The 26,347-nt window shown below is 43.2% G+C and carries 26 protein-coding genes; 8 read left to right on the forward strand and 18 right to left on the reverse strand.

The genetic code is table 11. The features are described 5' to 3' along the window. The first annotated feature begins 58 nt into the window (after positions 1–58). Positions 59–541 carry a peptidylprolyl isomerase gene (gene slyD / locus FTV42_RS10715; RefSeq protein ID WP_004278960.1) on the forward strand — a complete coding sequence of 161 codons (483 nt, stop codon included), beginning with the start codon at positions 59–61 and terminating at the stop codon, positions 539–541. 166 nt (positions 542–707) lie between these two features. Here slyD and FTV42_RS10720 read toward each other — a convergent pair whose 3' ends face one another. From FTV42_RS10720 to FTV42_RS10740, 5 genes are all read right to left on the reverse strand, one after another. Continuing rightward, positions 708–1,481: a M48 family metallopeptidase gene (locus tag FTV42_RS10720; RefSeq protein ID WP_005106510.1), complete on the reverse strand. Its 774-nt coding sequence runs from the start codon at positions 1,479–1,481 to the stop codon at positions 708–710. Between the two features lie 112 nt (positions 1,482–1,593). After that, entirely contained in the window at positions 1,594–1,902 is a 309-nt protein-coding gene (locus FTV42_RS10725; RefSeq protein WP_180038736.1) for a hypothetical protein, read from the reverse strand. Positions 1,903–2,062: 160 nt separating this feature from the next. Then, a complete protein-coding gene (locus tag FTV42_RS10730) occupies positions 2,063–3,382 on the reverse strand; it encodes an adenylosuccinate synthase (RefSeq protein WP_004278963.1) in 1,320 nt (439 codons plus the stop codon). 70 nt (positions 3,383–3,452) lie between these two features. Further along, on the reverse strand, positions 3,453–4,619 hold the full coding sequence (locus FTV42_RS10735; RefSeq protein ID WP_004278964.1) for an ATP phosphoribosyltransferase regulatory subunit: 1,167 nt from the start codon (positions 4,617–4,619) through the stop codon (positions 3,453–3,455). Positions 4,620–4,825: 206 nt separating this feature from the next. Further along, on the reverse strand, positions 4,826–5,281 hold the full coding sequence (locus tag FTV42_RS10740; protein WP_004645552.1) for an Lrp/AsnC family transcriptional regulator: 456 nt from the start codon (positions 5,279–5,281) through the stop codon (positions 4,826–4,828). A gap of 147 nt (positions 5,282–5,428) precedes the next feature. Here FTV42_RS10740 and FTV42_RS10745 point away from each other — a divergent pair, with 147 nt between their 5' ends. After that, the gene (locus FTV42_RS10745; protein ID WP_180038737.1) at positions 5,429–6,178 is read left to right on the forward strand and encodes an AzlC family ABC transporter permease; all 750 of its coding nucleotides are present in this window, start codon (positions 5,429–5,431) and stop codon (positions 6,176–6,178) included. Beyond that, on the forward strand, positions 6,175–6,474 hold the full coding sequence (locus FTV42_RS10750) for an AzlD family protein (RefSeq protein WP_044113011.1): 300 nt from the start codon (positions 6,175–6,177) through the stop codon (positions 6,472–6,474). Before FTV42_RS10745 ends, FTV42_RS10750 begins: the two co-directional genes overlap by 4 nt. A gap of 44 nt (positions 6,475–6,518) precedes the next feature. On the opposite strand, the gene FTV42_RS10755 is transcribed toward FTV42_RS10750, so the two are convergent. Beyond that, positions 6,519–6,815 carry a hypothetical protein gene (locus FTV42_RS10755; RefSeq protein ID WP_044113010.1) on the reverse strand — a complete coding sequence of 99 codons (297 nt, stop codon included), beginning with the start codon at positions 6,813–6,815 and terminating at the stop codon, positions 6,519–6,521. A gap of 192 nt (positions 6,816–7,007) precedes the next feature. Beyond that, positions 7,008–8,030 (reverse strand): type I glyceraldehyde-3-phosphate dehydrogenase, encoded by a 1,023-nt coding sequence (locus tag FTV42_RS10760; RefSeq protein WP_180038738.1) that lies wholly within the window; start codon positions 8,028–8,030, stop codon positions 7,008–7,010. A 388-nt stretch (positions 8,031–8,418) separates the two neighbouring features. On the opposite strand from FTV42_RS10760, the gene alaS reads away from it, so the two are divergent. From alaS to csrA, 3 genes are all read left to right on the forward strand, one after another. Continuing rightward, positions 8,419–11,112, forward strand: coding sequence for an alanine--tRNA ligase (alaS, locus tag FTV42_RS10765; RefSeq protein ID WP_180038739.1), 2,694 nt, complete (start codon positions 8,419–8,421; stop codon positions 11,110–11,112). 64 nt (positions 11,113–11,176) lie between these two features. Continuing rightward, a complete protein-coding gene (locus FTV42_RS10770) occupies positions 11,177–12,457 on the forward strand; it encodes an aspartate kinase (RefSeq protein WP_004278971.1) in 1,281 nt (426 codons plus the stop codon). A gap of 250 nt (positions 12,458–12,707) precedes the next feature. Beyond that, complete coding sequence (csrA, locus tag FTV42_RS10775; RefSeq protein ID WP_004278972.1) at positions 12,708–12,962, forward strand: carbon storage regulator CsrA; 255 nt, start codon at positions 12,708–12,710, stop codon at positions 12,960–12,962. 95 nt (positions 12,963–13,057) lie between these two features. On the opposite strand, the gene rnhB is transcribed toward csrA, so the two are convergent. Together rnhB and FTV42_RS10785 are read right to left on the reverse strand one after the other, a co-directional pair. Further along, positions 13,058–13,645 carry a ribonuclease HII gene (rnhB, locus tag FTV42_RS10780; protein ID WP_180038740.1) on the reverse strand — a complete coding sequence of 196 codons (588 nt, stop codon included), beginning with the start codon at positions 13,643–13,645 and terminating at the stop codon, positions 13,058–13,060. Between the two features lie 59 nt (positions 13,646–13,704). Next, a complete protein-coding gene (locus FTV42_RS10785; protein WP_004278974.1) occupies positions 13,705–14,076 on the reverse strand; it encodes a hypothetical protein in 372 nt (123 codons plus the stop codon). A 217-nt stretch (positions 14,077–14,293) separates the two neighbouring features. Between FTV42_RS10785 and FTV42_RS10790 the strand changes: the two genes are divergently transcribed. Then, the gene (locus FTV42_RS10790; RefSeq protein WP_026055720.1) at positions 14,294–14,857 is read left to right on the forward strand and encodes a cytochrome b; all 564 of its coding nucleotides are present in this window, start codon (positions 14,294–14,296) and stop codon (positions 14,855–14,857) included. Between the two features lie 43 nt (positions 14,858–14,900). On the opposite strand, the gene FTV42_RS10795 is transcribed toward FTV42_RS10790, so the two are convergent. The 4 genes from FTV42_RS10795 to yaaA form a co-directional block, all read right to left on the reverse strand. Further along, positions 14,901–15,254, reverse strand: a complete 354-nt coding sequence (locus tag FTV42_RS10795) for a hypothetical protein (protein ID WP_180038741.1) — start codon at positions 15,252–15,254, stop codon at positions 14,901–14,903. Between the two features lie 45 nt (positions 15,255–15,299). Continuing rightward, entirely contained in the window at positions 15,300–16,301 is a 1,002-nt protein-coding gene (locus tag FTV42_RS10800; protein ID WP_180038742.1) for an adenosine deaminase, read from the reverse strand. A 76-nt stretch (positions 16,302–16,377) separates the two neighbouring features. Then, complete coding sequence (locus FTV42_RS10805) at positions 16,378–17,700, reverse strand: NCS2 family permease (RefSeq protein ID WP_180038743.1); 1,323 nt, start codon at positions 17,698–17,700, stop codon at positions 16,378–16,380. A gap of 1,179 nt (positions 17,701–18,879) precedes the next feature. Then, positions 18,880–19,662: a peroxide stress protein YaaA gene (gene yaaA, locus FTV42_RS10810; protein ID WP_180038744.1), complete on the reverse strand. Its 783-nt coding sequence runs from the start codon at positions 19,660–19,662 to the stop codon at positions 18,880–18,882. Between the two features lie 123 nt (positions 19,663–19,785). Here yaaA and FTV42_RS10815 point away from each other — a divergent pair, with 123 nt between their 5' ends. Further along, positions 19,786–20,418, forward strand: a complete 633-nt coding sequence (locus FTV42_RS10815; protein ID WP_180038745.1) for an alpha/beta hydrolase — start codon at positions 19,786–19,788, stop codon at positions 20,416–20,418. A 33-nt stretch (positions 20,419–20,451) separates the two neighbouring features. On the opposite strand, the gene FTV42_RS10820 is transcribed toward FTV42_RS10815, so the two are convergent. From FTV42_RS10820 to pheA, 5 genes are all read right to left on the reverse strand, one after another. Further along, positions 20,452–20,994 carry a GNAT family N-acetyltransferase gene (locus FTV42_RS10820; RefSeq protein ID WP_180038746.1) on the reverse strand — a complete coding sequence of 181 codons (543 nt, stop codon included), beginning with the start codon at positions 20,992–20,994 and terminating at the stop codon, positions 20,452–20,454. Then, complete coding sequence (locus FTV42_RS10825; protein WP_180038747.1) at positions 20,982–21,344, reverse strand: hypothetical protein; 363 nt, start codon at positions 21,342–21,344, stop codon at positions 20,982–20,984. Before FTV42_RS10825 ends, FTV42_RS10820 begins: the two co-directional genes overlap by 13 nt. Before the next feature lie 99 nt (positions 21,345–21,443). Next, positions 21,444–23,690, reverse strand: coding sequence for a bifunctional prephenate dehydrogenase/3-phosphoshikimate 1-carboxyvinyltransferase (locus FTV42_RS10830; RefSeq protein WP_180038748.1), 2,247 nt, complete (start codon positions 23,688–23,690; stop codon positions 21,444–21,446). Positions 23,691–23,693: 3 nt separating this feature from the next. Next, positions 23,694–24,785 carry a histidinol-phosphate transaminase gene (hisC, locus tag FTV42_RS10835; RefSeq protein ID WP_004645569.1) on the reverse strand — a complete coding sequence of 364 codons (1,092 nt, stop codon included), beginning with the start codon at positions 24,783–24,785 and terminating at the stop codon, positions 23,694–23,696. 66 nt (positions 24,786–24,851) lie between these two features. Then, complete coding sequence (pheA, locus tag FTV42_RS10840; RefSeq protein ID WP_180038749.1) at positions 24,852–25,961, reverse strand: prephenate dehydratase; 1,110 nt, start codon at positions 25,959–25,961, stop codon at positions 24,852–24,854. Positions 25,962–26,347 lie beyond the last annotated feature (386 nt).

Genomic DNA, 26,347 nt, shown 5'->3' on the forward strand with positions numbered 1-26,347 from the left:
ACAAAAATGCAATTTCACTTTATGATGTACCCTTAAAAAATTGAATGGATCAATTAACATGACTGCTATTGCAAATAACCTCGTGGTTTCTTTCCACTACACATTGACTAACGCAGAGGGTGAAACTCTCGACCAATCTCAAGGTGAACCACTTGCCTATTTGCACGGTGCAGGTAACATCATCCCAGGTTTAGAAAATGCGTTAGAAGGCAAAACTGTAGGTGAAAAATTCACTGTAAACGTTCCTGCTGCTGAAGGTTATGGCGAATACAACCCTGACCTAGTTCAAGAAGTTCCTGCGCAAATGTTCCAAGGCGTAGACAACATTCAGGCAGGCATGCAGTTCCAAGCTCAAACTGATGACGGCGTGCAAATCGTAACTGTTAAAGCAGTTGAAGGCGACAATGTTGTGGTTGATGCTAACTTTCCACTTGCTGGTCAAGACCTGACTTTCGAAGTTGAAATCGTATCTGTTCGTGAAGCTTCTCAAGAAGAATTAGATCACGGCCACGTACACGGTGTAGGCGGTCACCAGCACTAAGATCTTCTGATCTTGAGTGAAAAAAGGCAAAGTCTGACTTTGCCTTTTTTATTGCCTGAAAATAGCCCGTAGAATATTAACCACCCAATTAGCTATAAAAAAAGCAGAGCCATTGCCCTGCCTTTCCAATCCGATCAAGATCTCCTTTTACAGGATGATCAGTGGATTATTTTTTTTGGTTATAAATCTGCATCGCTGCTGGCAATTGTTGACGCATTTGCCCAATACGCTGACTATTCGATGGATGCGTAGACAGGAAGGTTGCACCACTACCGCCACCAAGTTTGTTCATTTTTTCCCACAGGGTAATGGCTGCATTCGGGTTATAACCTGCGCGCGCCATCAACATTAAACCGCCTTGGTCAGCACGGCTTTCCAGATTACGCGAGTATGGCAAGCCAATACCGATCTGACTACCTAATTGTGCTGCTGCAGCGCCACCTTGACCTACACCTGCTGCATTTAAGCCAATACCCAAAGCCAGATCAGTCAGGGCTTGAGCACCGATTTTCTGCTTAGAATGCTCTTCTAAGGCATGCACCATTTCATGACCCATAATCGCTGCAATTTCAGCATCGGTCAGATTCAGTTTATTCACGATACCGGTATAAAATACAACCTTACCACCTGGTGCAACAAAGGCGTTGACCTGATCAGATTTGAGCACAGCCAATTGCCACTGGAATGCTGTACCGGTTTGATTCATCTGGTTAGCAACTGGCTTCAAACGGTTAAATACATTATTAATCCGTTTATAGGTGGCTGAACTGGTATCCAGTTGGCCTTTATTGCGCGCATCATTGACCATGGCATTATAGCTTTGGCTCGCAGATGCATTTAAGGTCGCAGTATCTGCCCCTGCCATATCGGCAATGGTGGTACAACCTGATAATGTGACGACTGTAGCAGCCGCCATACTCAATAAAAGTTTATTCTTCATTATAATTTACTCCGCCTTGGCTCAAGGGCAATTTACATTGTAAAAATTATAAGTGAAAGCGCGCAGCAGCTAAACGCTTAATTCATTCATCTTCTTATAAATTATGTAATTTTTAAGCCAAATACTGTATCGCCAACCAATAAATCAGACAAATAATATTGAGACCCAAATAAATCTGACTGAGCGGTTTGATTTTCTGTTCAAGCATTTCGTCTTTACGTTTGAAATATAAAAAAGCATTTTGCAATAAAATAATAGGCACTAATATACAGGCGATAATGACACTCAGACCAATCAGCGCCGCATAAATTACTTCGGGATTTTGAGTTTGCGCACGAATAATCATCATGGCCATTGTTGGCGCCCCGCCCATCGCGAATAACAATGAATAAAACATGGTCGCCGATATATTTTTTTGCATCCTGCTGCTCATTTTTCTTTCTTTATATACCGCTATGTTAAAGCACATCACGTGGTATTACCGATGCAACTTTAGTCTTGAAATACCTGCATAAATTCAGCATATAAAAAAACCCATCCGGAGATGGGTTTTCATCATTCAAGCTTTAATCTAATAAAGATTAAGCATCAAACGGGTGGCGAAGAACAATCGTTTCTTCACGGTCTGGACCTGTTGAAATGATGTCGATTGGACATTCAATCAATTGCTCAAGACGTTTTACATAGTTCAATGCAGCTTCTGGCAATTGATCCAGTGATTTCGCACCGAAAGTTGACTCAGACCAGCCTGGCATAGTTTCGTAGATTGGTTTCAATGTTTCAAATGCAAGCGCATCAGAAGAACCGACACAACCAGAATCTGCAGCTTCATAACCCACACAGATTTTCACTTCTTCTAAACCGTCAAGAACGTCAAGTTTAGTCAGGCAAATACCAGAAAGTGAGTTTACATCAACTGAACGGCGTAGGATTTCAGCATCGAACCAGCCACAACGACGTTGACGGCCAGTAGAGGCACCAAATTCATTACCAATCGTACCGAGGTGTTTACCAATCGCATCACCTGTGTCATTTGCAGCGTCATACACCAACTCAGTTGGGAATGGACCTGCACCTACACGCGTTGTGTACGCTTTAGTAATACCCAGTACATAGTCAAGGTGCAAAGGACCCAGACCTGAACCAGAGCTTACGCCACCAGCAGTTGTATTCGAAGACGTTACATACGGATATGTACCGTGGTCAACGTCAAGAAGTGAACCTTGCGCGCCTTCGAACATGATGTTGTCACCGTTTTTACGGTAGTTGTGCAATTCAGTGGTCACGTCCACAACCAGTGGCGCAACAACTTTACGCCATTCGTCGCAAAGTGCCAGCACGTCTTCCAGTTTAACCGCTTCAACACCGTAGTATTCAGTCAGCTGGAAGTTATGGTAGTCCAGAAGTTCAGTTAACTGAGCAGTCAGATGTTCACCACCACGCACCAGGTCAGCAACACGTACTGCGCGACGCGCTACTTTGTCTTCGTATGCAGGACCGATACCACGACCTGTCGTACCAATCTTCGCATTACCACGTTTTTTCTCACGCGCCTGATCAAGTGCGATGTGGTTCGGAAGGATCAATGGACAGTTTGGAGAAATGCGTAAACGTTCTTTAACAGGAACGCCTTCTTTTTCAAGAATGTCCATCTCTTTGATGAGCGCTTCAGGAGAAAGAACAACACCGTTACCAATTAAGCACAATACGTTTTCACGTAAAATACCTGATGGAATGAGGTGTAAGACAGTTTTCTTACCACCAACCACAAGAGTGTGACCTGCGTTATGTCCGCCTTGATAACGAACTACCGCTGCCGCTTGATCTGTGAGCAGGTCGACGATTTTACCTTTACCTTCGTCGCCCCATTGGGTACCAAGTACCACAACATTCTTGCCCATAATAGCCTCATTACATCATGCTGTTAAAGTTGAAAGCCCCGCTCAGCGACATGAACACTGAGCCAAGCAGTTAAATCGTTTTGACTGTCCACTCACCATTCGCATTCACCAGCTGGTGCGTCGCATATGGAATCGAGTTTAAATCATCATTACCCAGTAACTGAATTACACTTAAGCCTTGTGCACGAATATTCTGAATTGCATTCAGAAGTTCTGCATCAGTGCCTTTAGGTGCAACCACGACCTGTACCGCATCAAACTGGCCTGCGCTTAAAGCATATAAGTCACAAGAGAAACCGGTTGCCGGACGCGCACGGCCAAAATGTTCACCAATGCCATCATAACGGCCACCTTGTGCCAGTGCAGCTGCACGGTTCGGTGCATAGACTGCATACATCAAGCCAGTATGATAATGGTATGAACGTAATTCAACCACATCAATACCAATACTCAAGTTTGGCCAACGGGTTTGAACTTCGTCTTTGGTGGTTTGCAAGACATTAAAAGCCTGCGTAAATGCTGGATTTGCCAACACTTCAGCACTTAAATGCGCTTGTAATGCATCCAGGTCGCTGGCATAGCGTCCAAGGGCATAGAAATCCTGACCAAATTTCAGGTCTGCCGTGAATTCTTCTAATTCTGGCAAAGCCTTACGCTGGTATAAATCAGATAATTGCTGTTCAGCGACTTTGTTTAAGCCGGCTTGAGCCACCAGACTGCGGAATAAACCCACATGACCTAAGTCCAGATGAATACCATCTGCCAGACCTGTTTCCTGAATCAGACTGATCATCAAGTCGACCATTTCTACATCGGCATCGATGCTGTCTGAACCAAATAGCTCCGCACCTAACTGTAGTGGCGCACGCGAAGTGTTAAAACCGCGAGGCTTGGTATGCAGAACGGTTCCTGCATAGCAGTAACGTGCTACACCTTCCACTGGATGTACATGCGCATCAATACGAGCCACTTGTGGTGTCATATCGGCACGCACACCAAGCAAACGACCAGAAAGCTGATCGATTACTTTAAAAGTGGCTAAGTCTAAATCTTGATTCGATTCTGAGAGAGAAGATAGAGATTCGATGTATTCAATGAATGGCGTGTACACCAGCTGATAACCTCGAGATGCAAGGAAATCCAGTGATTTACGGCGCAGACTTTCAATAACTTGCGCTTGTTCTGGTAATACATCAGCTACACCATCAGGTAATAACCATGTCTCTGAAATGGGCATGTTGTAAACCTAAATTCTTGTCAGCGCGGAACGAATCCGCATAAAAAAATCGGGAGCACACCCGATTTCTCCTAGTCTAGCACGATAGTTTTGGCTGTGCATCGCAAATTTTATAATTTTCGCTACCTGATGAAATCAACAACAATTGTGTCAACTATCAGCGTTTTAATGCACATTCAAAACAAATAGCATGAAAAAATCAGGCATTAAACCAAAGGCAATGCAGTGGTACTTTTGACCGTTTGCAATGGAATTTCAGTTTTTACACTTTGAATGCAGGGAATTTGGGTTAAATGGTGAATCTGAAATTTACGATAGGCATCCAGATCAGCCACCACAATTCTTAAAAAGAAATCACAATCGCCTGCCATTAACTGGCACTCGACGACTTCTGGCATTTCCTTGATCGCTTCGACAAATTGATCGACCACAGCAGCTTCTTGGGACTTGAGCCAGACGCGTGCAAACACGCTCATCGCCAAATTGACCTTTTGTGGATTCAGCAGTGCGACATATTGCTCAATCACGCCATCATCTTCCAGCTGTTTTACCCGTCTTAAACAGGGTGACGGTGACAAGCCAATTAATTGAGCCAGTTCATTATTTTGCAGTTTTCCATTCTTTTGCAGCTCATGCAAAATGCGTTTATCTATTTGATCCATATCTATGCTTTGGCATTTAAAACCTCTTAAACTTAATTTAGCGCAATTTAATTTCAAATAAAAATCAAACCTCTTTCATTACAACAGCAAATAGCCTGAATATCGCCATAAAATATGGTCTAGTTTTGCAGCACCTAGGTCATTTCCATGCTTTTGTTCAGACAAAGCACCGCAGCGGTGGTTGTCCCTACCGATTTCAGCGAATTTCAACGTGGCATGAAAGATTCTATTCCAATGCTTTTAGGGATTATCCCCTTTGCGCTGGTGTTGGGTGCGACGGCGGTACAGAAGAATTTCAGCTTGCTCGAAGTGCCGTTACTGACAGGTCTGAACTTTGCCGGTGGTTCTGAGTTTGCCATTCTGGAAGTCTGGAGCAGTCCGCCAAATTTACTTATGCTGATGTTCATTACCTTTCTGGTGAATAGCCGGCATCTGTTGATGGGCGCCAGTTTGGTTCCGTATTTAAAGCATCTCCCCAATCGTAAAGTTTTTCCGGCGCTGTTCTTTATGGTCGATGAGAGCTGGGCGCTCGGTCTGGCTGATGCACAAAGGAAACAGGCGCAACTGGGTTATCGTGCTGCGTTTAGCATGCCTTATTATGCTGGTCTGTGTTTTTGCCTGTACTTGATGTGGGTCGGATTTACCACACTCGGTGCCATGCTTGGACCTGTATTAGGCGACATTAACCGTTTTGGTTTCGATATGGCCTTTCCTGCTGTATTTCTGGTGTTACTGAGAAGTATGTGGAAAGGTTTTGAGGCTGCCCGGCCATGGCTGGTCAGTTTAGTCTGTGCGGCTTTGGCGTATTTATATTTACCTGCGGGCTGGTATGTGCCAATTGGTGCATTGTCTGGAATCGCTTCGGCATTTTTCCTGATTCAAGAGGATCAAACATGATCCAGATGAGTACCTTGGTGGCCATTATCCTGATTGCTGCGACCACTTATTTAACCCGAATCTTGGGCTATGTCTTATTAAAAAACAAAACGCTGACACAGCGCCAGCGAAAAATTCTGGAAGTAGTGCCCGGCTGCGTGCTGATTTCAGTGATTGCACCCTATTTTGTACGCGACAATCCTGCAGACCTGATCGCATTGGCTTTAACGCTATTTGCGGCTACGCGTTTTGGATTATTACCAACCGTCGCCATCAGTATGGTTTCTGCCGCAGTTTTAAGAATTTTAATCGTCTAATGCTCAAATAAAACCCCTTTAAATGATTTCTAAAGGGGTTTGGATTATTTCTGTGGATCAACCACTTTGGTCAGCAAACTGACTAGCTCGGCATTTTGCAATTCGACCTGCTGAAGTTTGGCTGTGGTCTGATCCAGCACTTCCTGCTGTACATGCATTTTTTTGGCTAAATCCTGCATGATTTCCAGAGTCTTTTTTAAATTTTCTTCCAGATGCACGATTTTTTCTTCGACTGGCACGCCTTCCACGCTACGTGGTTCATCACCCTGATTAAACTGTAGCCAGATCAGAAAAATCACTGCCAAAGTCAGCAGTATAATAAATCCCCAAACCACCATCATGTGCTTGCTCTTATTTCATTTTATTGTCTTTATCTTAACGAAAAATGCTGCAGATAACGTAAATAATTCAGCCTCAATTCCTGATTTTCGATCAATTACCGGCAAATTCTCTTAAAACATGGCTTGCAGAATATTTACAGGCAAGAAAAAAGCACCGTATCTTGGTGCTTTTGAGGTTTAGATAATCCGAACTTAATGAAATGATTCACATAAATCCAGTAGACGGTTGGCATAGCCCCACTCGTTATCGTACCAGGCAAAGACTTTAGCTTGATGCCCGACCACCAGAGTCTGGGTCAAATCCACAATCAATGAATATGGGGAATGATTAAAATCACTCGATACCAATGGCTCATCCGTCACAGCCATGATTTCCGCAAAATCCTGCTGGGCAGCCTTGATCAACACTTCATTCAACTTGTGATCGGTAATCGGCGACTGGGAGACAAACGTTAAATCAATCGCGGCCACATTAATGGTCGGCACCCGAATTGAATAACCATCAATACGATCTTCCATTTTTGGCATGACACGCTTTAAGGCACCGAGTGCGCTCGAAGTCGTAGGAATGATGTTATGGCCTGAAGCACGTGCACGACGCAAATCACGATGCGCATGATCCAGTACCGACTGATCCGCCGTAACAGCATGGATTTCGGTCATCAGGGCGCTACTGATGCCAAATGCATCATCAATAATTTTGACCAGTGGCACCAAAGCCTGCGTAGTACAAGAAACACTGGAAATGATCTGGTCCGATGCTTTGACTTCATGATGATTGACACCATAGACAATTGCGGCATCGACCGTATCAAAAGGTGCTGCGCCGATAATCACACGTTTCGCCCCTGCTCCAATATGCTGGGTCGCGGCTTCACGAGAACGGAACAGTCCAGTACATTCAAGCACTACATCTACCGCCAAGTTTTGCCAAGGCAACTTAGCCGGCTGCGACTCACACAAAACCTGTACTTTTAATGCAGCATCTTGATAGCTGATATGCATATAGATATGTTCAGTATCATAGCTGAGATCCACCTGCCCCGGAAAACGGCCATGGGTCGAGTCATATTTAAACAGGTGAATCAGGGTTTCAACATCGGCAATATCGTTAATGGCAACGATTTCAAAATTAAAATCTTTCGGGTTTTCAAACCATGCGCGCAGTACATTCCGTCCAATACGCCCAAATCCATTGATTGCCACTCGTTGCATGACTCGACCTTTTATATGCCTATTTTAAAACTCTTCTATGTTAAAGGATTTCTGGCGCCGTACATTAAAAACTTCAGTGAAAATACTGATTTTCGATTATTTTATTTCTGATACATTCGTCTGTATTCGAGCCATTTAAAATTCCGTTTATTTTTTAAAGAGATGGATATAGACGAATTCTACTGTGGGAAAATTCAATTTAATTATTCAGCGAAAAACCTGAGTAAATAAATCCTTCGCAATTGGTTTTAAAATGATTGGTGCATACTGCTTTTTCCGTTATAATTTGGCGTTTTAAATTTTTAAGCCCCGCATTGCAGCAGAGCTCTTGTATGCTTGTCAGACTGTGGTGTTTTAGCCAAATCGGAAATTATGGAGTGACTTGGTTGTGAGTACTCGTTTTATGACATCAGCTGAAATTCGTGAAGCATTTTTGCGTTACTTTGAATCGCAAGGGCATACACGTGTCGCGTCGAGTTCTCTAGTACCTGCCAATGACCCAACTTTGCTGTTCACCAATGCTGGTATGAACCAGTTTAAAGATTGCTTCTTAGGTCTAGAAAAACGCGATTATGTCCGTGCAGTGTCATCACAAAAATGCGTGCGCGCAGGTGGTAAGCACAACGACTTGGACAATGTAGGTTATACAGCACGTCACCACACTTTCTTTGAAATGTTGGGTAACTTCTCCTTTGGTGATTACTTCAAACGTGATGCGATCAAATTTGCCTGGGACTTTTTGACTAACGAAGAATGGCTTGGTCTTCCTAAAGATAAACTCTATGCAACCGTTTACCACACCGATGATGAAGCCTTTGACATCTGGAACAAAGAAATCGGTCTAGACGCTTCACGCATTATTCGTATTGGTGACAACAAAGGCGGTCAATACGCATCAGATAACTTCTGGGCAATGGGTGACACCGGTCCTTGTGGTCCATGTTCTGAAATCTTCTTTGACCATGGCGATCACATCTGGGGTGGCTTACCGGGTTCTCCTGAAGAAGATGGCGACCGTTTCATTGAAATCTGGAACAACGTTTTCATGCAGTTCAACCGTACTGCGGATGGCGTATTACACCCTCTTCCAGCGCCTTCTGTGGATACAGGTATGGGCTTGGAGCGTATTTCAGCTGTTCTTCAGCACGTTAACTCAAACTACGAAATCGACCTGTTCCAGCACTTGCTAAAAGCTGCTGCTGAAATTATTGGTTTAGATACGTCTGAACTTGAAGCAAAAGCACAAGCAGAAAACAAACCAGTTGAATACCCTGCTTCACTTAAAGTTGTTGCTGACCATGCACGTTCATGCTGCTTCCTGATTGCTGATGGCGTAAACCCATCGAACGAAGGTCGTGGCTATGTATTGCGTCGTATCATTCGTCGTGCAGTACGTCACGGTAACAAACTAGGTGCGACTGGTTCGTTCTTCCACAAAATGTTGAAGCCACTGATTGAAGTGATGGGTGCAGCATATCCTGAACTTGCAGCCAACCAGGCACGTATCGAAGCGCAACTTCTGAAAGAAGAAGAGCAATTTGCTAAAACACTTGAGCAAGGTCTGAAATTGCTTGAAGGCGAATTGGCGCAGTTAAAAGGTTCTGTAATTCCGGGCGAAGTAGTATTTAAACTTTACGATACTTACGGTTTCCCGACTGACTTGACTGCTGACATCGCACGTGAACGTGACTTAACCATTGATGAAGCTGGTTTCGAAACTGAAATGGCTGCACAGCGTCAACGCGCACGTGATGCAGGCAAATTCGCAATCGACTATAATTCTGTTGTGAAAGTCGAAGGTGAAACTCAGTTTGAAGGTTACGATGCAACTGCGGGTCAAGGTCAAATCATCGCAATCTACAAAGATGGCGAGCAAGTTGACGAAGTGGTTGAAGGCGACGAAGCACTGATCGTACTTAACCAAACACCTTTCTACGCAGAAAGCGGTGGTCAAATCGGTGATACAGGACTCTTCAAAAACGATACTGGTATTTTCGAAGTTCAAGATACCAAGAAATCTGGTGGTGCATTTGTACACCAAGGTATCGTGACTATGGGTAACTTGAAAGTTACTCAAAATGTAGAAGCAACGGTTAAAGCAGACATTCGTGCAGCAACGGCACGTAACCACTCTGCGACTCACCTGCTACATGCTGCATTACGTCAAATTTTAGGTTCACATGTACAGCAAAAAGGTTCATTGGTTGCATCTGACGTGTTACGTTTTGACTTTGCCAACGACCAGCCTGTAAGCTTTGAACAGCTGCAAGAAATTGAACGCTTGGTCAATGCTGAAGTGATTGCCAATACTGCGGTGTCTACTGAACTTCTGGATATCGAGTCTGCGAAGGCTAAAGGCGCGATGATGCTGTTTGGTGAGAAATATGGTGACGAAGTACGTGTACTGTCTATGGGTTCAGTGATTGAAGAGAAAAACTTCTCAATCGAACTTTGCGGTGGTATTCACGTAAAACGTACCGGTGATATCGGTCTGTTCAAAATCACCTCTGAAGGTGGTGTGGCAGCCGGTGTACGTCGTATTGAAGCAGTAACAGGCACTAAAGCAGTTGAAGTTGCGCAAAAAGCCGATCGCGATATCAATACGATTAACGGTTTGCTCAAAGCGCAAAAAGACCAGACTTTAGAAAAAGTTGAAGCACTGGTTGATACTGCATCGAGCTTGCAGAAACAGATCGAACAACTCAATCAAAAACTTGCTAGCCTGCAAGCTGGTGAACTTCTAAGCCAAGTTCAAAGCATTGCAGGTCGTGCAACCTTGATTACAACTGTTGAAAACATGGATGCAAAAGCACTACGCAACCTGCACGACGGTGTGAAATCAAAATTAGAAAATGCAGTGATTGTTCTGGCAGGTGTAGAGGGTGACAAGGTGAGCTTGATCGCATCTGTAGCAAAAGACTTTACTGCTTCTATTAAAGCAGGTGACATCATCAAACATTTGGCAACTGAGCTAGGTGGTAAAGGTGGTGGTAAACCTGACTTGGCACAAGGTGGCGCGCCACTTAACGAGAAGTTTGCTCCAGTGATGGCAGATTTAACTGCCTGGCTTGCAGCAAAATAAAACTTCAATTTTGTGTAACTGACCCTGATAGGTACATCAGGGTCATGGCTTATATGGAACAACTATGGCATTAATCGTTCAAAAATATGGCGGTACCTCTATGGGTACTCCCGAGCGCATTTTAAATGTTGCTCGTCGTGTAAAGCGCTGGCATGACCACGGCCACAAGGTAGTGGTAGTGGTATCAGCAATGAGTGGCGAAACCAATCGTCTACTTGCTTTAGCGAAGGCCATTACCGAAACCCCTGACCCACGTGAACTAGACCAAATGGTATCTACGGGTGAACAGGTTACGATTTCTATGTTAGCAATGGCGCTGAACTCAATTGGAGTTGAAGCAAAATCACTAACAGGTCGCCAGGTTGGCATGAAAACCGACAGCTCATTCAATAAGGCACGTATCGAATCCATTGATACTGAAGTCCTGAACTCAAATCTGGATGCAGGCCGCGTACTTGTCGTTGCCGGTTTCCAGGGTTTTGATGAACATGGCAATACCACTACTTTAGGGCGTGGCGGTTCTGATACTTCAGGTGTTGCAATTGCTGCCGCACTCAAAGCAGATGAATGCCAAATTTATACCGACGTTGACGGTGTATATACCACCGATCCACGTGTTGCACCAAAAGCAAAAAAAGTTGATCGTATTTCATTTGAAGAAATGCTTGAGATGGCGTCACTCGGTTCTAAAGTCCTGCAAATTCGTTCAGTTGAATTTGCTGGTAAATACCAGGTGCCTTTACGCGTATTATCAAGTTTCGACAATGACAACGATGGCGCATTCGACGAAGAGTTTAAGCAAAACGTTGGTACACTTATTACGACTGAATTGGAAGACAATATGGAACAGCCAATTATCTCCGGTATCGCATTTAACCGTGACGAAGCAAAATTAACTATTTTAGGCGTGCCTGACGAACCAGGTATTGCTTCTAAAATTTTGTGCCCGATTGGTGATGCCAATGTTGAAGTGGATATGATTATCCAGAACGTTGAAGAAGATGGTACAACTGATTTCACTTTTACTGTGAACCGTGGCGAATTAAATAAAGCCAAAGCTATTCTTGAAGCAACTGCTCAAGAAATTGGTGCACGTGAAGTTGCGACCCGTTCAGATATCGTAAAAGTATCGATCGTAGGTGTCGGTATGCGTTCACATGCCGGTGTAGCGAGCAAAATGTTTACAGCATTGGCAGATGAAGGTATTAACATCCTGATGATCTCGACGTCTGAAATCAAGATTTCTGTGATCATTGAAGAAAATTATCTTGAACTTGCGGTTCGTTCATTGCATACCGCATTCGGTTTAGACCGTGAACAAGGCGAATCTAGCGCACGTGCTTAAGCGTTAAGATAGAATATTGTCATTGTTTGACAGTATTTTATAAAAGTCTACAAAAATGCAGAGCCACTATAGTTTTTTTTATAGTGGCTCTGTTATATTAAGCCTGAGGATTTTTAACCAGCTGAGATAGATTAAAATCTTTCACCCAGATGACAGAATTTCTATCCAGATCTTATTTTGTAATTTTTGGTTGTGCTTTTTGTTTTACATTCAATAGATTGCAGGTTTTGCATTTTGCAAGGAGAAAAACATGCTGATTCTGACTCGACGCGTCGGGGAAACTTTAATGATTGGTGATCAAGTCAGTGTGACTGTGCTTGGTGTAAAAGGTAACCAGGTTCGTATCGGGGTAAATGCTCCGAAAGAAGTCTCTGTGCACCGTGAAGAGATTTACCAGCGTATCCAGCATGAACGTGCAATGCATGAACATCTTCAACATATCGATCAAGATTACCAACCTTCTTATGAAGATGACAGCCAGACACAAAATAACTTTAACCGTTAATGTTTGTGCGAAGAATAAAGCGGCTTTTGAGCCGCTTTAAATTTGTCTAAATTTTATACAAAAATATTAAATACTTAGATAATTTAAAATAAAACTTAAAGTTCTGCACCCTGCTGTAATGCTGCAATCACCTTTTTTACCGGCCCAAAACTGCGACGATGCTCATCAATCACGCCATGTAAGGCAATCGCTTCAAAATGTGCCTTGGTCGGATAACCCTTGTGCTTGGCAAAGCCAAATTGCGGATGCTTCTGGTCCATCTCGATCATCTGATGATCACGGGTTACTTTCGCCAGAATACTGGCTGCTGAAATTTCAGCATGCAGTGCATCACCACCCACCACGGCATCACAGCTCATAGCAAGGCCCTGTGGAATCTTGTTGCCATCGACCAATACATGCTCAGGCTGAACTGGCAAAGCTTCTACAGCACGGCGCATGGCCAGCAAAGAAGCTTGCAAAATATTATGTTCATCAATCTCTGCCGCAGAAGCCTCAGCAATGGCCCATGCCAGCGCTTTTTCCTGAATCTCGATAAAAAGTTTTTCACGCTTCTTTTCAGTGAGTTTTTTAGAATCATTTAAACCCTCAACCGGGTTGTTCGGATCCAAAATAACTGCCGCAGCGACGACTGAACCGACTAATGGCCCACGCCCTGCTTCATCTACACCAGCAATCTTCATGTCTATTTTTCCATAAAAAATAGGCTGAACCAGTCAGCCTATTTCAATTTAATCTTGGCTTAGTTTACAGCTTCAGCCACACAAGCGTTAATGGTTTTTGCAACCACATTGCCGACAATCGTCGCACGTGCTGCCGGGTCAATTGCTGCAGTCGCCAAATCTACCGCTGTTACACTTTGTGGCGCTTTTTCACTGACACAGCCACAAATTTCAGTCTGGATATTCTGCTTTTGGGTCGTAGTCATTAGACGTGTAGCTGTTTGCCATGCTGGAATATTATTCAGCTCAGTCGTACATTTTGCATTGATCGCGATTTTAAGCGCAGCCCCACCCAGCTGTTGAGTCGTGGTTTGCGTTTCAGGGCTGCCTGTTGTTGCACAAGCCGATAAAACCAAAGTAAGCGGAGCAAGTGCAGCCAATAATTTTTTCACAGATCTGTTCCTTGTTTATTCATATATGAAGCGTGACGCTATTGTGCCGAAATTCACCTGAATAAGAAATCTATAAATCATCCTGAATGTTTAATCTGCACCCAGCCATTTCAATGGATGTTGCATGAAAGCCATCATAGCGTTGCAGATTTGGAATTGCTGGGCTGATTCGCCCTTTGCTAAGGTGCATCCATCTTTGAGGGCAATCGAAAATCACATGGAAAAAGTACAATATTACACGCGCACGGCACAATGGTTGCACTGGATCATGGCAGTTATCTTTATTGCGGCCTGGCTGATTGGTTTTTATAGTGGGAATTTTTTAAGTTATGAGGTCGATGGCAGCTTTAAAGGCGATGTCATCACCCTGCATAAAAATATCGCCACCACCATTATTTTCCTGTTGGTTGTGCGAATTTTCTGGCGTTATACCCATCCTGCCCCTGAACTACCGGACACTATGTCACCCCGGATGAAAACTTTGGCACATGCAGGTCATCTGGCTTTGTATTTTATGCTGATTGCTCTACCTGTCACCGGCTGTTTATATAGCTGGAGTCTGGGCTATCCAGCACCAGTGCTATATTTATTTAACCTGCCGGCACTGATTGCAGAAAATCCGGCTGTAACCGCGATCGTAAAACCCCTGCATATCTGGCTTTCCTGGGCAGTTGGCTTACTTTTAGTTGGACATATTTTCGCAGCACTGAAACATCATTTTATCGATAAAGATCATGTACTCAACAGCATGACCCGACAATCCAAATCTTCTAAAAAGTAATCTGCAAAACCACACTCAATCAGCTTTCATTGCAAAGCTGATTTTATTTTAAGAACTCGGTCATGCAGCCTTTCAGACTGTTTGCAATAGCCTGTTGCGTGAGTTTTGACTTTACTTCTTCATCCAGAGTCGCTTTCAGTAAAGTGCTTGCCGGAATATCCTTGAGTGAATGCTCACCTACACATGAACAGACATTCTGTTCAAGTTCAGCTTTATTTTTGTCCTGCATAAAATAGGTCGAGGCAGTCCAGAATTTAGATGCTTTCAATTCTTTTGCACATTGGTATTCAATCACGGGTTTTAAAGTACGCTGTGTCAAAGTCATATCCGCATTTGAGCAAGCAGATATCAACACGCTACTGATGAGCAGAATTATATTTTTCAATTTCATATCCATCTATAAAAACAAAGGCAGAGCGAACCCTGCCTTTTATTTAAAAACTTAAACCAGGGCACGGATCTGGTTGATCCATTGCTCTTTTTCAGTATCGGTAATAAAAGAGGCTTCAAATGAGTTAATGGCCAACTGCTTGAGTTCCTCATTGCTTAAATCCAGTGCTTCAGCAATGGCAATAAAATTGTCATTCATATAACCACCAAAATAAGATGGATCATCTGAATTGACTGTAACGTGCACGCCTTGTTGCAAGAGGCGACGGATATTATGCTGCTGCATATCATCCACGACGCAGAGTTTCAGGTTTGACAATGGGCAAACTGTCAGTGGCATCTTTTCTGCGATCAGGCGCTGCATTAACTCCGGATCTTCTTCCGAACGCACCCCATGATCAATACGATTCACTTTCAGCAAATCTAAAGCTTCCCAGACATAAGCTGCCGGACCTTCCTCACCTGCATGTGCTACAACCAAGAAACCTGCTTCACGCGCTTTAGCAAAGACACGTTCAAACTTTGAAGGTGGATGCCCGACTTCACTTGAATCCAGACCGACCGCAATAATCTGGTCTTTATAAGGTAAGGCCTGTTCCAGTGTTGCAAAAGCAGCCTCTTCACTTAAATGACGCAAGAAACACATAATCAGATGTGAACTGATGCCAAGTTTAGCTTTGGCATCATCACAGGCTTTTTGCAAGCCGTTGATCACGGTTGAAAAAGCAACGCCACGGTCGGTATGGGTTTGTGGATCAAAGAACATTTCAGTATGCACGACCCGGTCTTCAGCACATTTTTCAAAATACGCCCAAGCCAGATCATAAAAATCCTGTTCATGAATCAATACAGCTGCACCAGCATAATAAATATCCAGGAACGACTGAAGATTATGAAAGTTATACGCCTGTTTAACTTCTTCAACAGATTTATACGGGATGGCAATTTTATTACGCTGAGCGATCGCAAACATTAGCTCAGGCTCAAAAGTGCCCTCAATATGAACATGAAGCTCAGCTTTTGGCAAAGCTCGAATCAACTCAAGACGGTTCATCGCTTCTCCTCATGAAACCTAAAATAATAAAAAAAGGGTGCAAACTGAGTTTACACCCTTTCCAAATCTAGAAAAATTAGCCGCCAAATAGTGCGAATTTAAGCGTCCATAGTACTGCAATAATCCAGACCATATACGGTACAGTTGATGCCTTACCGGTTAACAATTTGATCAGTGCATAGCTAATGAAGCCCATCGCAATACCATCCGCAATCGAATAGGTAAATGGCATAAATACAATGGTTAAAAATGCAGGGACTGCTTCTGTAATATCTTCCCAGTCAATATGCACGATACCTTGAATCATTAAGACACCGACAAATAACAGCGCTGGTGCGGTTGCAAAGCTTGGTACAGACTGTGCCAATGGTGCAAGGAATAAACAGGCAACAAACAGCAATCCGACTACAACAGCAGTTAGACCTGTACGGCCACCGGCTGCTACGCCCGCAGAAGATTCAATGTATGGTGTAGTCGATGAGGTACCTAAAGCTGCACCTGCAACAATTGCAGAAGAATCAGCAAATAATGCTTTCTTTAAGCGTGGCAGTTTGCCATCTTTCAACAAGCCTGCACGGTGTGAAACACCAACCAGCGTACCGGTTGAGTCGAACAAATCGACCAGGAAGAAGACAAAAATCACCCCGATTAAGCTGGCAGTGAACAGACCTTCAAAGCTCATTTGCATAAATGTTGGTGCAATCGATGGCACTGCGCCAACCACACCTTTAAACTCACTCAGCCCCAATGCTGCTGAAATACCGGTTAACACCAAAATACTGATGATGATCGCACCACGCACTTTAAAGTGATGCATTACAACGACTAGAAGGAAACCAAATAATGCAAGCAAAACCGATGGTTGCTTTAAATCACCCAAACCTACCAACGTAGCGGGATTATCGACAATCAGGCCGGCATTTTTCAAAGCAATCAGCGCCAGGAATAAGCCAATACCACCACCGATGGCCAGTTTCAGCGACATTGGAATCGCATTGACAATGGCTTCACGGATTTTGAACATGCTGATCGCAATAAACACAAGACCCGAGATAAACACAGCCCCAAGTGCTGTTTGCCAAGGCACACCCATTCCCAAACATACGGAATAGGTAAAGAAGGCATTCAAGCCCATGCCTGGTGCAAGTGCAATTGGATAATTTGCAATCAAGCCCATGACTAAACAGCCAATCGCGGCTGCAAGACAGGTTGCTACAAAGACAGCCCCATGATCCATCCCCGTTTCGGACAAAATCATTGGGTTGACAATAATGATGTAACACATCGTTAAGAATGTAGTTACACCGGCAAGAACTTCTGTACGGAAACTGGTTTTGTTTTCACTCAGTTTAAACAGACGTTCAAGCATACTTTCTGAAGATGGATTAGGAGTCGTCATGACCTAGCCCCTATTGAGTAAACTTAATGCTTTAAGCAAGCCGTCAAATAAATGAAACTTTATAAAAAAATTCATCAATTTTAAGGATGTGTTAGCAACGAATATGCCAGCATAGCCATTTGACGGGTTAAAATGTTGGAACAGCTTACAGCCCCGGGGCTATGCTATAAAAACCCAAAAAAATCTAAACAAAAAAGCTGCATAACTTTTATGCAGCTTTATTTTCTTGATTTAAATCAAATGCTTCACAAGATGAATTCTGCTTCATCCTGATCGTTGGCAAATTATAACACATTGATTTCTTATTGCTTATTTGATTTTACACTTTATTAGAAATTAATATATTCAAGATGAATATTTAAAAAATTTTATTATATTTATTATTGATTTAATTTTATTAATTCGACCCAATTGGCGGGAGGAAGATAGTACAACCTGCTTAATGTCGATGTCGATTGGATTCCAGCAATTTGCTTGAATCACGTCCATCGTTCAAGACATGACGGATCTTTTCATATTTTCTGATTTCGGACTGTTTATGGACACAAAATCCTAATAAACTGATCATTAAGGCAAAAACAGGGATAGCATATATTTTCATTTTTATTATGCTGCTTTGTAACACTATGCAATTATGTTAACAAAAAACCTAACAAACTTGTGACATAGTTTACATTTAACCCGATAGAAGGCATTTATTCATCCTCTAAATATTAATTTTATGTCGTTTTATTTATTAATACTTAATTAATTTATAATTCTTTTTTCAAAAAATCGACACTATTAAAAATTCTTTTAAACAAAAACTAAATAATTGAATTTAATATATTTTTCAAAATATCTAAAAGAAGTTTATTCAACATTAAAATATGTAGATAAATGAAATCTAACCTATTCAATAGAACTTATTTCGATTTATTTTATCTTCCTTTTCCAAGAATGCTCAACTTTAATTTTTAGAATAAAATGATCTAAATAAAGGAGATTTTGCGAGGGATTTCAAAGCTTTTGGCGATATTTTTATTTTTAATTATCTTGAAGTTTTCATTATGCAGTTCATCCACACTTCACTCATCATAGAGTCAAATCGTTGAACACTATTTAAGAACCTAACCATGATAAAGACATCCCAATATCCGGCATACATATCCTCATACTGGATACTGGGAATCATCTCATTTATGCACTCAGTTGTTCATCACGCTTAAACACCAGTTCTCCTTTGAGTGAACTGTCTGCATCAAAATAATAGCCATCAGTATTAAAAGCTTTTAGCCCCTCTATACGATCAATTTTATTTTCAATCATAAAACGCGCCATGAGACCGCGTGCTTTTTTGGCATAGAAACTAATCACTTTATATTTGCCATTTTTCTGATCCAGAAATACCGGCTTGATAATGTCTGCCTGAATTTTGCACTCGTTGACTGATTTGTAATATTCATCAGAGGCGATATTCACCAGGATTTCAGAATTTGCTGCTGCTAGATCCTGATTAATCAGATCAGTAATGTGATGTGCCCAGAAGTCATATAGGTTATGCCCGCGGGAATTGGCCAATTTGGTTCCCATTTCCAGACGGTACGGCATCATCAAATCCAAGGGACGTAAGAGTCCATATAATCCAGACAACATGCGTAAACGGTCTTGTGCATAGTGCAGATCCTCATGTTTCAAACTATAAGCATCCAGACCTGTATAGACATCGCCTTTAAATGCAAAAATCGCCTGACGGGCATTGGCTAAATTAAAATCTGGCTGCCAGTCATTAAAACGTGCGGTATTTAAACTGGCAATCTTTTCACTGACACTCATTAAGCTGGAAATTTCTGTTGCAGAAAGTGTGCGACAAACTTTGATCAAGTCCTGTGAATGTTCTAATAATCTCGCTTGAGTAAATTGGTCAGTCGGTAATGGAGTATCGTAATCGAGAGTTTTGGCTGGAGAAATTAAAGCGAGCATGGCAACCTGGTCAAAAAATGATTAATTAAACTATATCAGTCTGCTTATTTTAATTCCAATTCATGTTTTTATTCACCATAATCGTTAAAATGCACGATTCTCCTGTTAATCATCGGTTTTTATATGCCCGAGCAAATTTTTCTTCAAGGGCCTGCGGGTCAGATTGAAGTTTTTGTGGATTATCCTCAGGGTGAAGTGAAAGGATTCGCGGTAGTTTGTCACCCCCATCCATTGCAAGGCGGTACACCACAACATAAGGTCCCGGTTTTACTGGCACAAATGTATTTGGAGCGTGGCTGTATTGTGTATCGTCCAAGTTTCCGTGGTTCTGGTCAAAGTGAAGGTATACACGACGAGGGCTTCGGTGAAACGGATGATGTATTAGAACTCATTCGGTTCGCTCGCAACCAGCATATTGCCCTGCCTTTTTATGCAGGCGGTTTTAGTTTTGGTGCGCATGTCATGGCAAAAAGTTATGCAGCCTTACCGGTAGAATTGCAACCAAAGCAAACCATTTTATGTGGTCTGCCGACTGCAACAGTGGCTGGTATTCGTCATTATGTGACGCCCGCCATTAAAGGCGACATTCTGTTCATTCATGGCGAAGCCGATGAAGTAACTTTGCTCTCAGATATTATTGAATGGGCAAAGCCACAACGCCATTTAGTGACTATATTGCCTGGTGCCAACCATTTCTTTACCGGCTATTTAAAGCAATTGCGGATCGCAATGACCCGGTACTTAGCGCTTGGCTAAATAAAAAAACCCATCAGATGATGGGTTTTTTTATTAAAAGACAAAACCGTCTGCAAAAATTTCATACATCACAGCCCGATATTTAGGCTTATCGATGTAACGGATAATTTTTCCGCCCAAGCGGTCTGCAATTTTACGGCTAGCCCAGTTCTCTTCTGCTACCGGATAGCTTAAGACTTGAAGCCCTAATGTATTGAAAGCATAGGCCACAACACAATGCACTACTTCATGTCCATAATGATGACCATGCGCAGTTTCACGGATCCAAATACCGACTTCAGGTATTTCATCATCAAGTCGATGCAAACCACATAGTCCAATAAATTCTTGTGTTTCAATATGACGGATAACAAATACATATTCTTTATGATCGGTCATATTTTCCAGCCAATTTTTCCAGACTGTTGCAAATTCCTTTTCAGATTCTGGTGCATCCCACGCCATAAAACGTGTCAAACTCGGCGTAATTGAAACATAAGCTTCTTCGGCATCGGCTGATTTAAAACAATTCAGGATCAAGCGTTGACTTTGCAGTGTAGGCAAAGCTGATTGATTCTGTTGAATTAGCTCTTCCATTCAAACTCGCTAAAGCTTTCCTGCTCTTTTAGAGAGGTTTCCACTGCTTGTGCAAGCTGATTAAGCAAACTTCTTTCAGTGATACGATCCAGCCAGTCCTGCTCTTCTTCAGGATATGAGGCAATTTCACAGACCAGATGCCCTTGTTTATCTCTGGTTTCGCAACTCACAGATAAAGGCAGCGCATGGTCTTCCACGCTGACGGCAACCTGAGCTCCACTTTGGCTTAAGGTCTGAAAACCATATTTGCCTAATTTTTCGGCAAGTAAATGTGCTACATATTCCTGGGTTTCCTGACCATCCCGTGGTGTTTGGCTCTGAGTATTGGCCATGAATTTTAATTTTCGCATCGCTACTTCCAAATGGCTTTTTTCTTATATGGGTTTAGCATAAGCAATATAAACAAAACAGCCAAGCAAAAGCTTGGCTGTTTCACATAATTTTAAAAATTATTCTGATACTTGAATTGGCAATCCTGCGATTGAGGTCAATTCTGTGAAGGTCGGGAAACTGGTTGCGACCGTTTCAGTACCGACAATCTTGATCTGCTCCGAATTACGCAAACCGGCAATCGAAAAACTCATCGCGATACGGTGATCGTGATGCGATTCAATTTCACCACCCGTAAAGATTGGCGACCAGTCACCAGACTTGCCCTTACCTTCAATGATGATGCCATCGTCCGTTGGGGTACAGTCGATGCCCATGGTTTGAAGACCGTCGGCCATCACTTGAATACGATCCGATTCTTTTACGCGAAGCTCGGCAGCACCGGTCAGGATGGTTTGACCTTCGGCACATGCAGCCGCAATGAATAGCGCCGGGAATTCATCAATTGCCAATGGCACCTGATCTTCCGGCATATGAATGCCTTTTAAGGTACGTGTACCACGGATACGAATATCGGCAATCGGTTCACCGCCTGCAATACGCTCGTTTTCAACTGTAATGTCCGCCCCCATTTGCTTGAGGATTTCAATCACACCAGTACGGGTCGGGTTAATGCCAACTGCTTCAAGGGTCACATCCGAGTTTTCAGTAATGGCCGCACCGACCATAAAGAAAGCAGCAGAAGAAATATCTGAAGGCACCTGAATATTGGTTCCAACCAGCTTTCCGCCACCTTGCAGTGAAATTCGATTACCTTCGGTTTTCACTTCATAACCAAAGGCACGTAGCATACGTTCAGTATGGTCGCGTGTTGGTTCTGGTTCAGTCACCGAAGTTTCACCTTCTGCCCATAGACCTGCAAGTAAAATCCCTGATTTCACCTGAGCAGAGGCCATTGGCAAATCGTACTGAATCCCTTTCAGGTTTTGGTTGCCGGTGATGGATACAGGTGGCGTACCTCGCTCACCAGTGGTCTGAATTTGCGCACCCATTTCACGTAAAGGCTTGGCAATACGCTCCATTGGACGCTTGGATAAAGATGCGTCACCAGTCATGACTGAATCAAATTTCTGTGCTGCTAGCATACCCGACAGCAAACGCATTGAAGTGCCTGAGTTGCCCATATAAATGGCAGACTGCGGCGCTTTTAAGCCTTGCATGCCAACACCATGAATGGTGACTTCACCATTTTTAGGGCCTTCAATGCTGACTCCCATATCACGGAAAGCTTGCAGTGTCGCTAGAGCATCCTCACCTTCCAAAAAGCCGGTCACATGTGTGGTACCTTCTGCAATCGCACCAAACATGATCGAGCGATGTGACACAGATTTGTCACCTGGCACGGTAAATTTACCCTGAAATTTCTTGGCACCCGGCTGAATGGTAAATTGTTGTGTCACTTTATTTTTCTCCATGAAAGGTTTCTTGGCGAGCATATGGTTGAAATGCTGGCGAGCTGCCTGCGCATGACCCAATAAGCCCATCAATGCGTGGGAATCTTCATCTTCAATCAATTTGCGAATAATCGCGAGCTGCTGTTCAAAGCCATCAACAGCATTCAGAACTGCTTTTTTGTTGGCAAAAAAGATGTCATGCCACATTTGTGGATCGCTAGCGGCAATTCGCGAGAAATCCCGGAAGCCACCGGCAGCATAACGAAATATATCTAAATTGTCTTCACGCTTGGCCAATTGCTCAACCAAGTTGAATGCCATGAGATGCGGAAGATGACTGGTATGCGCCAGCACTTCATCGTGCTTGTCGACATCCATACAAATCACTTCGGCTTTCGCCGCTTGCCACAGCTGAATCAGTTTATCGACGGCCCAGTCTGCACTGCTTGGCAGTGGCGTCAAGATCACCTTGTGATTGGCAAATAAATCAACTTTACCTGCATGCACCCCGGTATGCTCGGCACCTGCAATCGGATGGCCCGGTACAAAACCTTCAGGCAGTTCATCGCCAAAAACCGCTTTCGCTGCATCGACCACATTACCTTTGGTACTACCCACATCAGTAATAATGGTATTGGCAGATAAATAAGGCTTGATAGCTTCCAGCACCTTTTGCGTGGCACGTACCGGCAATGCCAGTACCACCAGATCAGCGCCTTTGACCGCCTCTACAGGATCGGCATAGCCTTCGGAAATCAGGCCAAGAGATTTAGCATCTTCCAAAGTCTTTTGTGAACGTGTCGATGCAACAATGTCATTGGCCAAATGCTCGGCTCGAATGACACGCGCCAGACTTGAACCAATCAGTCCAAGCCCGATAAATGCAACTTTTTCAAACAGTGGCTGCGACATGGTTTAAGCTTTTGCCTCTAAACCGAGTACTTTAGCCAATGCGCTCAAGAATTTCGCATTTTCTGCTTCAGTACCAATCGATACCCGAATGTGATTAGAAATACCGACCGGACGCACAATCACCCCTTGCTTGAGCAGACCATTGAAGGTTGCTGATGGGTCTGCCTGTACATCTACCAAGATAAAGTTGGCACGTGAAGGCACATAATTAAGACCCAAAGCCTTAAAGCCAGCTTCAAGTTGCGCCATACCGGCTTTATTCACTTCACGAGAACGCGCGATAAAGTCTTCATCTTTCAGTGCAGCCACCGCAGCGACCATCGCTAAATGGTTGACATTAAATGGTTGACGAATACGGTTCAGGTAATCTGTCACTTCAACTGAAGCCAGAGCAAAACCAACACGTAGTGCAGCCAAACCATAACACTTCGACAAAGTACGGCTAACGATCAGGTTTGGATATTGCGCAAGGAATTTCAAGCTGTTGAAGTTTTCCGGGAAATATTCCACATAGGCTTCATCCAGAACCACAATCACATTGGCAGGAACTTTTTGCATGAAAGCTTCAAATTCAGCTTCTTCGAACCAAGTTCCAGTTGGGTTGTTCGGGTTTGCAATGAAGACGAGTTTGGTATTGTCCTGAATGGCAGCCGCCATTGCTTCCAAGTCATGCGAGAAGCCTTTTGCTGGTACTTCGATCGCTTGTGCATTAATGGCTTGAGTCACCAATGCATAAACTGCAAAGGCATGCTGGCTATACACCACCGAATCATTTTCTGAAACGAATGCGCGGGCAAACATTTCCAGTAAGTCGTTTGAACCATTCCCCAAGGTAATCTGATCGTGATTAAAACCAAACTGGGTTTTGATCTGATCTTTCAGGATAAAACCACCACCATCTGGATAACGGCCAATTTCAGCAATTTCCGCAGCGACCGCTTCTTTGACTTTATCTGAACAACCCAGCGGGTTTTCATTTGAAGCCAGTTTGACGATATCGGTAAGACCCAACTCGCGCTCAAGTTCACTGATTGGCTTACCCGGTTGATATGGCTTTAATTTTGAGATGCCTGAATTGGCTGGAACAAACGACATTTTAGACTACCAATTTTAAGTATAAAACAGTGGTCAGCACCCTCGCCCTGACCACGGATAGCTGACTTAAAGTACAGCTGCAGGATATGAACCAAGCACGCGAACTTCTTTCACCAAAGGACGAATTTCTTCAATGGCTGCTTTCACGTGTTCCTGCTCAATATGGCCTTCAAAATCAATGAAGAACACATAAGCCCATTTTTCAGGAAGTGCAGGACGGGTTTCAATGCTGGTCAGACTGATATTGTGCTTGGCAAACGGCGCCAGAATTTCCAGCAAAGCCCCGGCACGATCATGTGCTGAGATTAGTAATGAAGTCTTGTCATTACCACTTTGTGGCACTTTTTCACGGCCAATCACCAGGAAGCGTGTGGTATTTTCCGGATTGTCCTCAATATTGCTGTGCATGATTTCGAGATCATAAATGCTCGCAGCAATTTCAGAGGCAATTGCAGCAGAATGCCATTCATTACGAATACGGCGTGCTGCTTCCGCATTGGAACTTAAAGCGACACGTTCCACACCTGGATAATGCGCATCCAGCCACTTACGGCACTGTGCCAAAGTCTGCTGATGCGCATAAATCTGTTTGATGCTGTCTTTACGGGTATTTTCAGAAATCAGGAACTGATGGTGAATCGGTAATTCAACTTCGCCAATCACATTCAGGTTCGAGGTTTTGAAACAGTCCAACGTATGGTTGACCACGCCTTCAGAGGAATTTTCTACCGGTACCAGACCATAATGGGCACTGCCCGCTTCCACATCACGGAAAACTTCATCAATGGTCGGTAAAGGACGAACCACAGCATCATGACCAAAGTGCTTGAGTACCGCAGAATGGGTATAAGTCCCGACTGGGCCAAGGAAAGCAATGCTTTGCGGAGCTTCAAGTGCCAGACAGGCCGACATGATTTCACGGAACAGACGTGCTATGGTGGTATCAGACAATGGCCCTTCATTACGTTCCATGACATTACGCAAAACCTGAGCTTCACGTTCTGGACGGTAAAACAGCGGATTCTCTTCTGAGGCAAACTTTGCTTTTGCCACAGCTTCAGCCAAACGTGCCCGACGGTTAATCAATTGCTGAATTTGCTGATCAACAGAATCGATATCTTCACGAATTTTTACCAAATCAAGAGAAGTCGTGGTGTTTTGATCGTCGTTGATCATTGTTCTGTCGCCCTTCATAAACCTTATCTGTTCAGTATAACAATAGTGAGCTTTCAAAGGTTACGCAATATGACATTGGTAGATTAAGTCTTAAAAACATACAGTTGATTTTAACCGTTTATCGCTTTTAGTCATATCTGGTAACATTTACTTCAGCTTTTCTGCTTGATTTACATTATTAAATTGTAAACTTTGCCTGTCTATATTAACTGATTTTAAGGAAGATGAAATATCACTATTTCTTAATCTATATAGCGGTTTTAAGCATAAGAAAATTAAAATAATTGCTTTGCAAACGTCATTTTTGAACCATTCATATCTAAGATAGATTTCACAATAAAATGCACACTCTGCAATCCCATTTTTATCGACTTCTCTTTGATTTC

The sequence above is a fragment of the Acinetobacter sp. YH16052 genome (assembly GCF_013417155.1).
In the GTDB taxonomy this organism is placed as follows: Bacteria; Pseudomonadota; Gammaproteobacteria; order Pseudomonadales; family Moraxellaceae; genus Acinetobacter.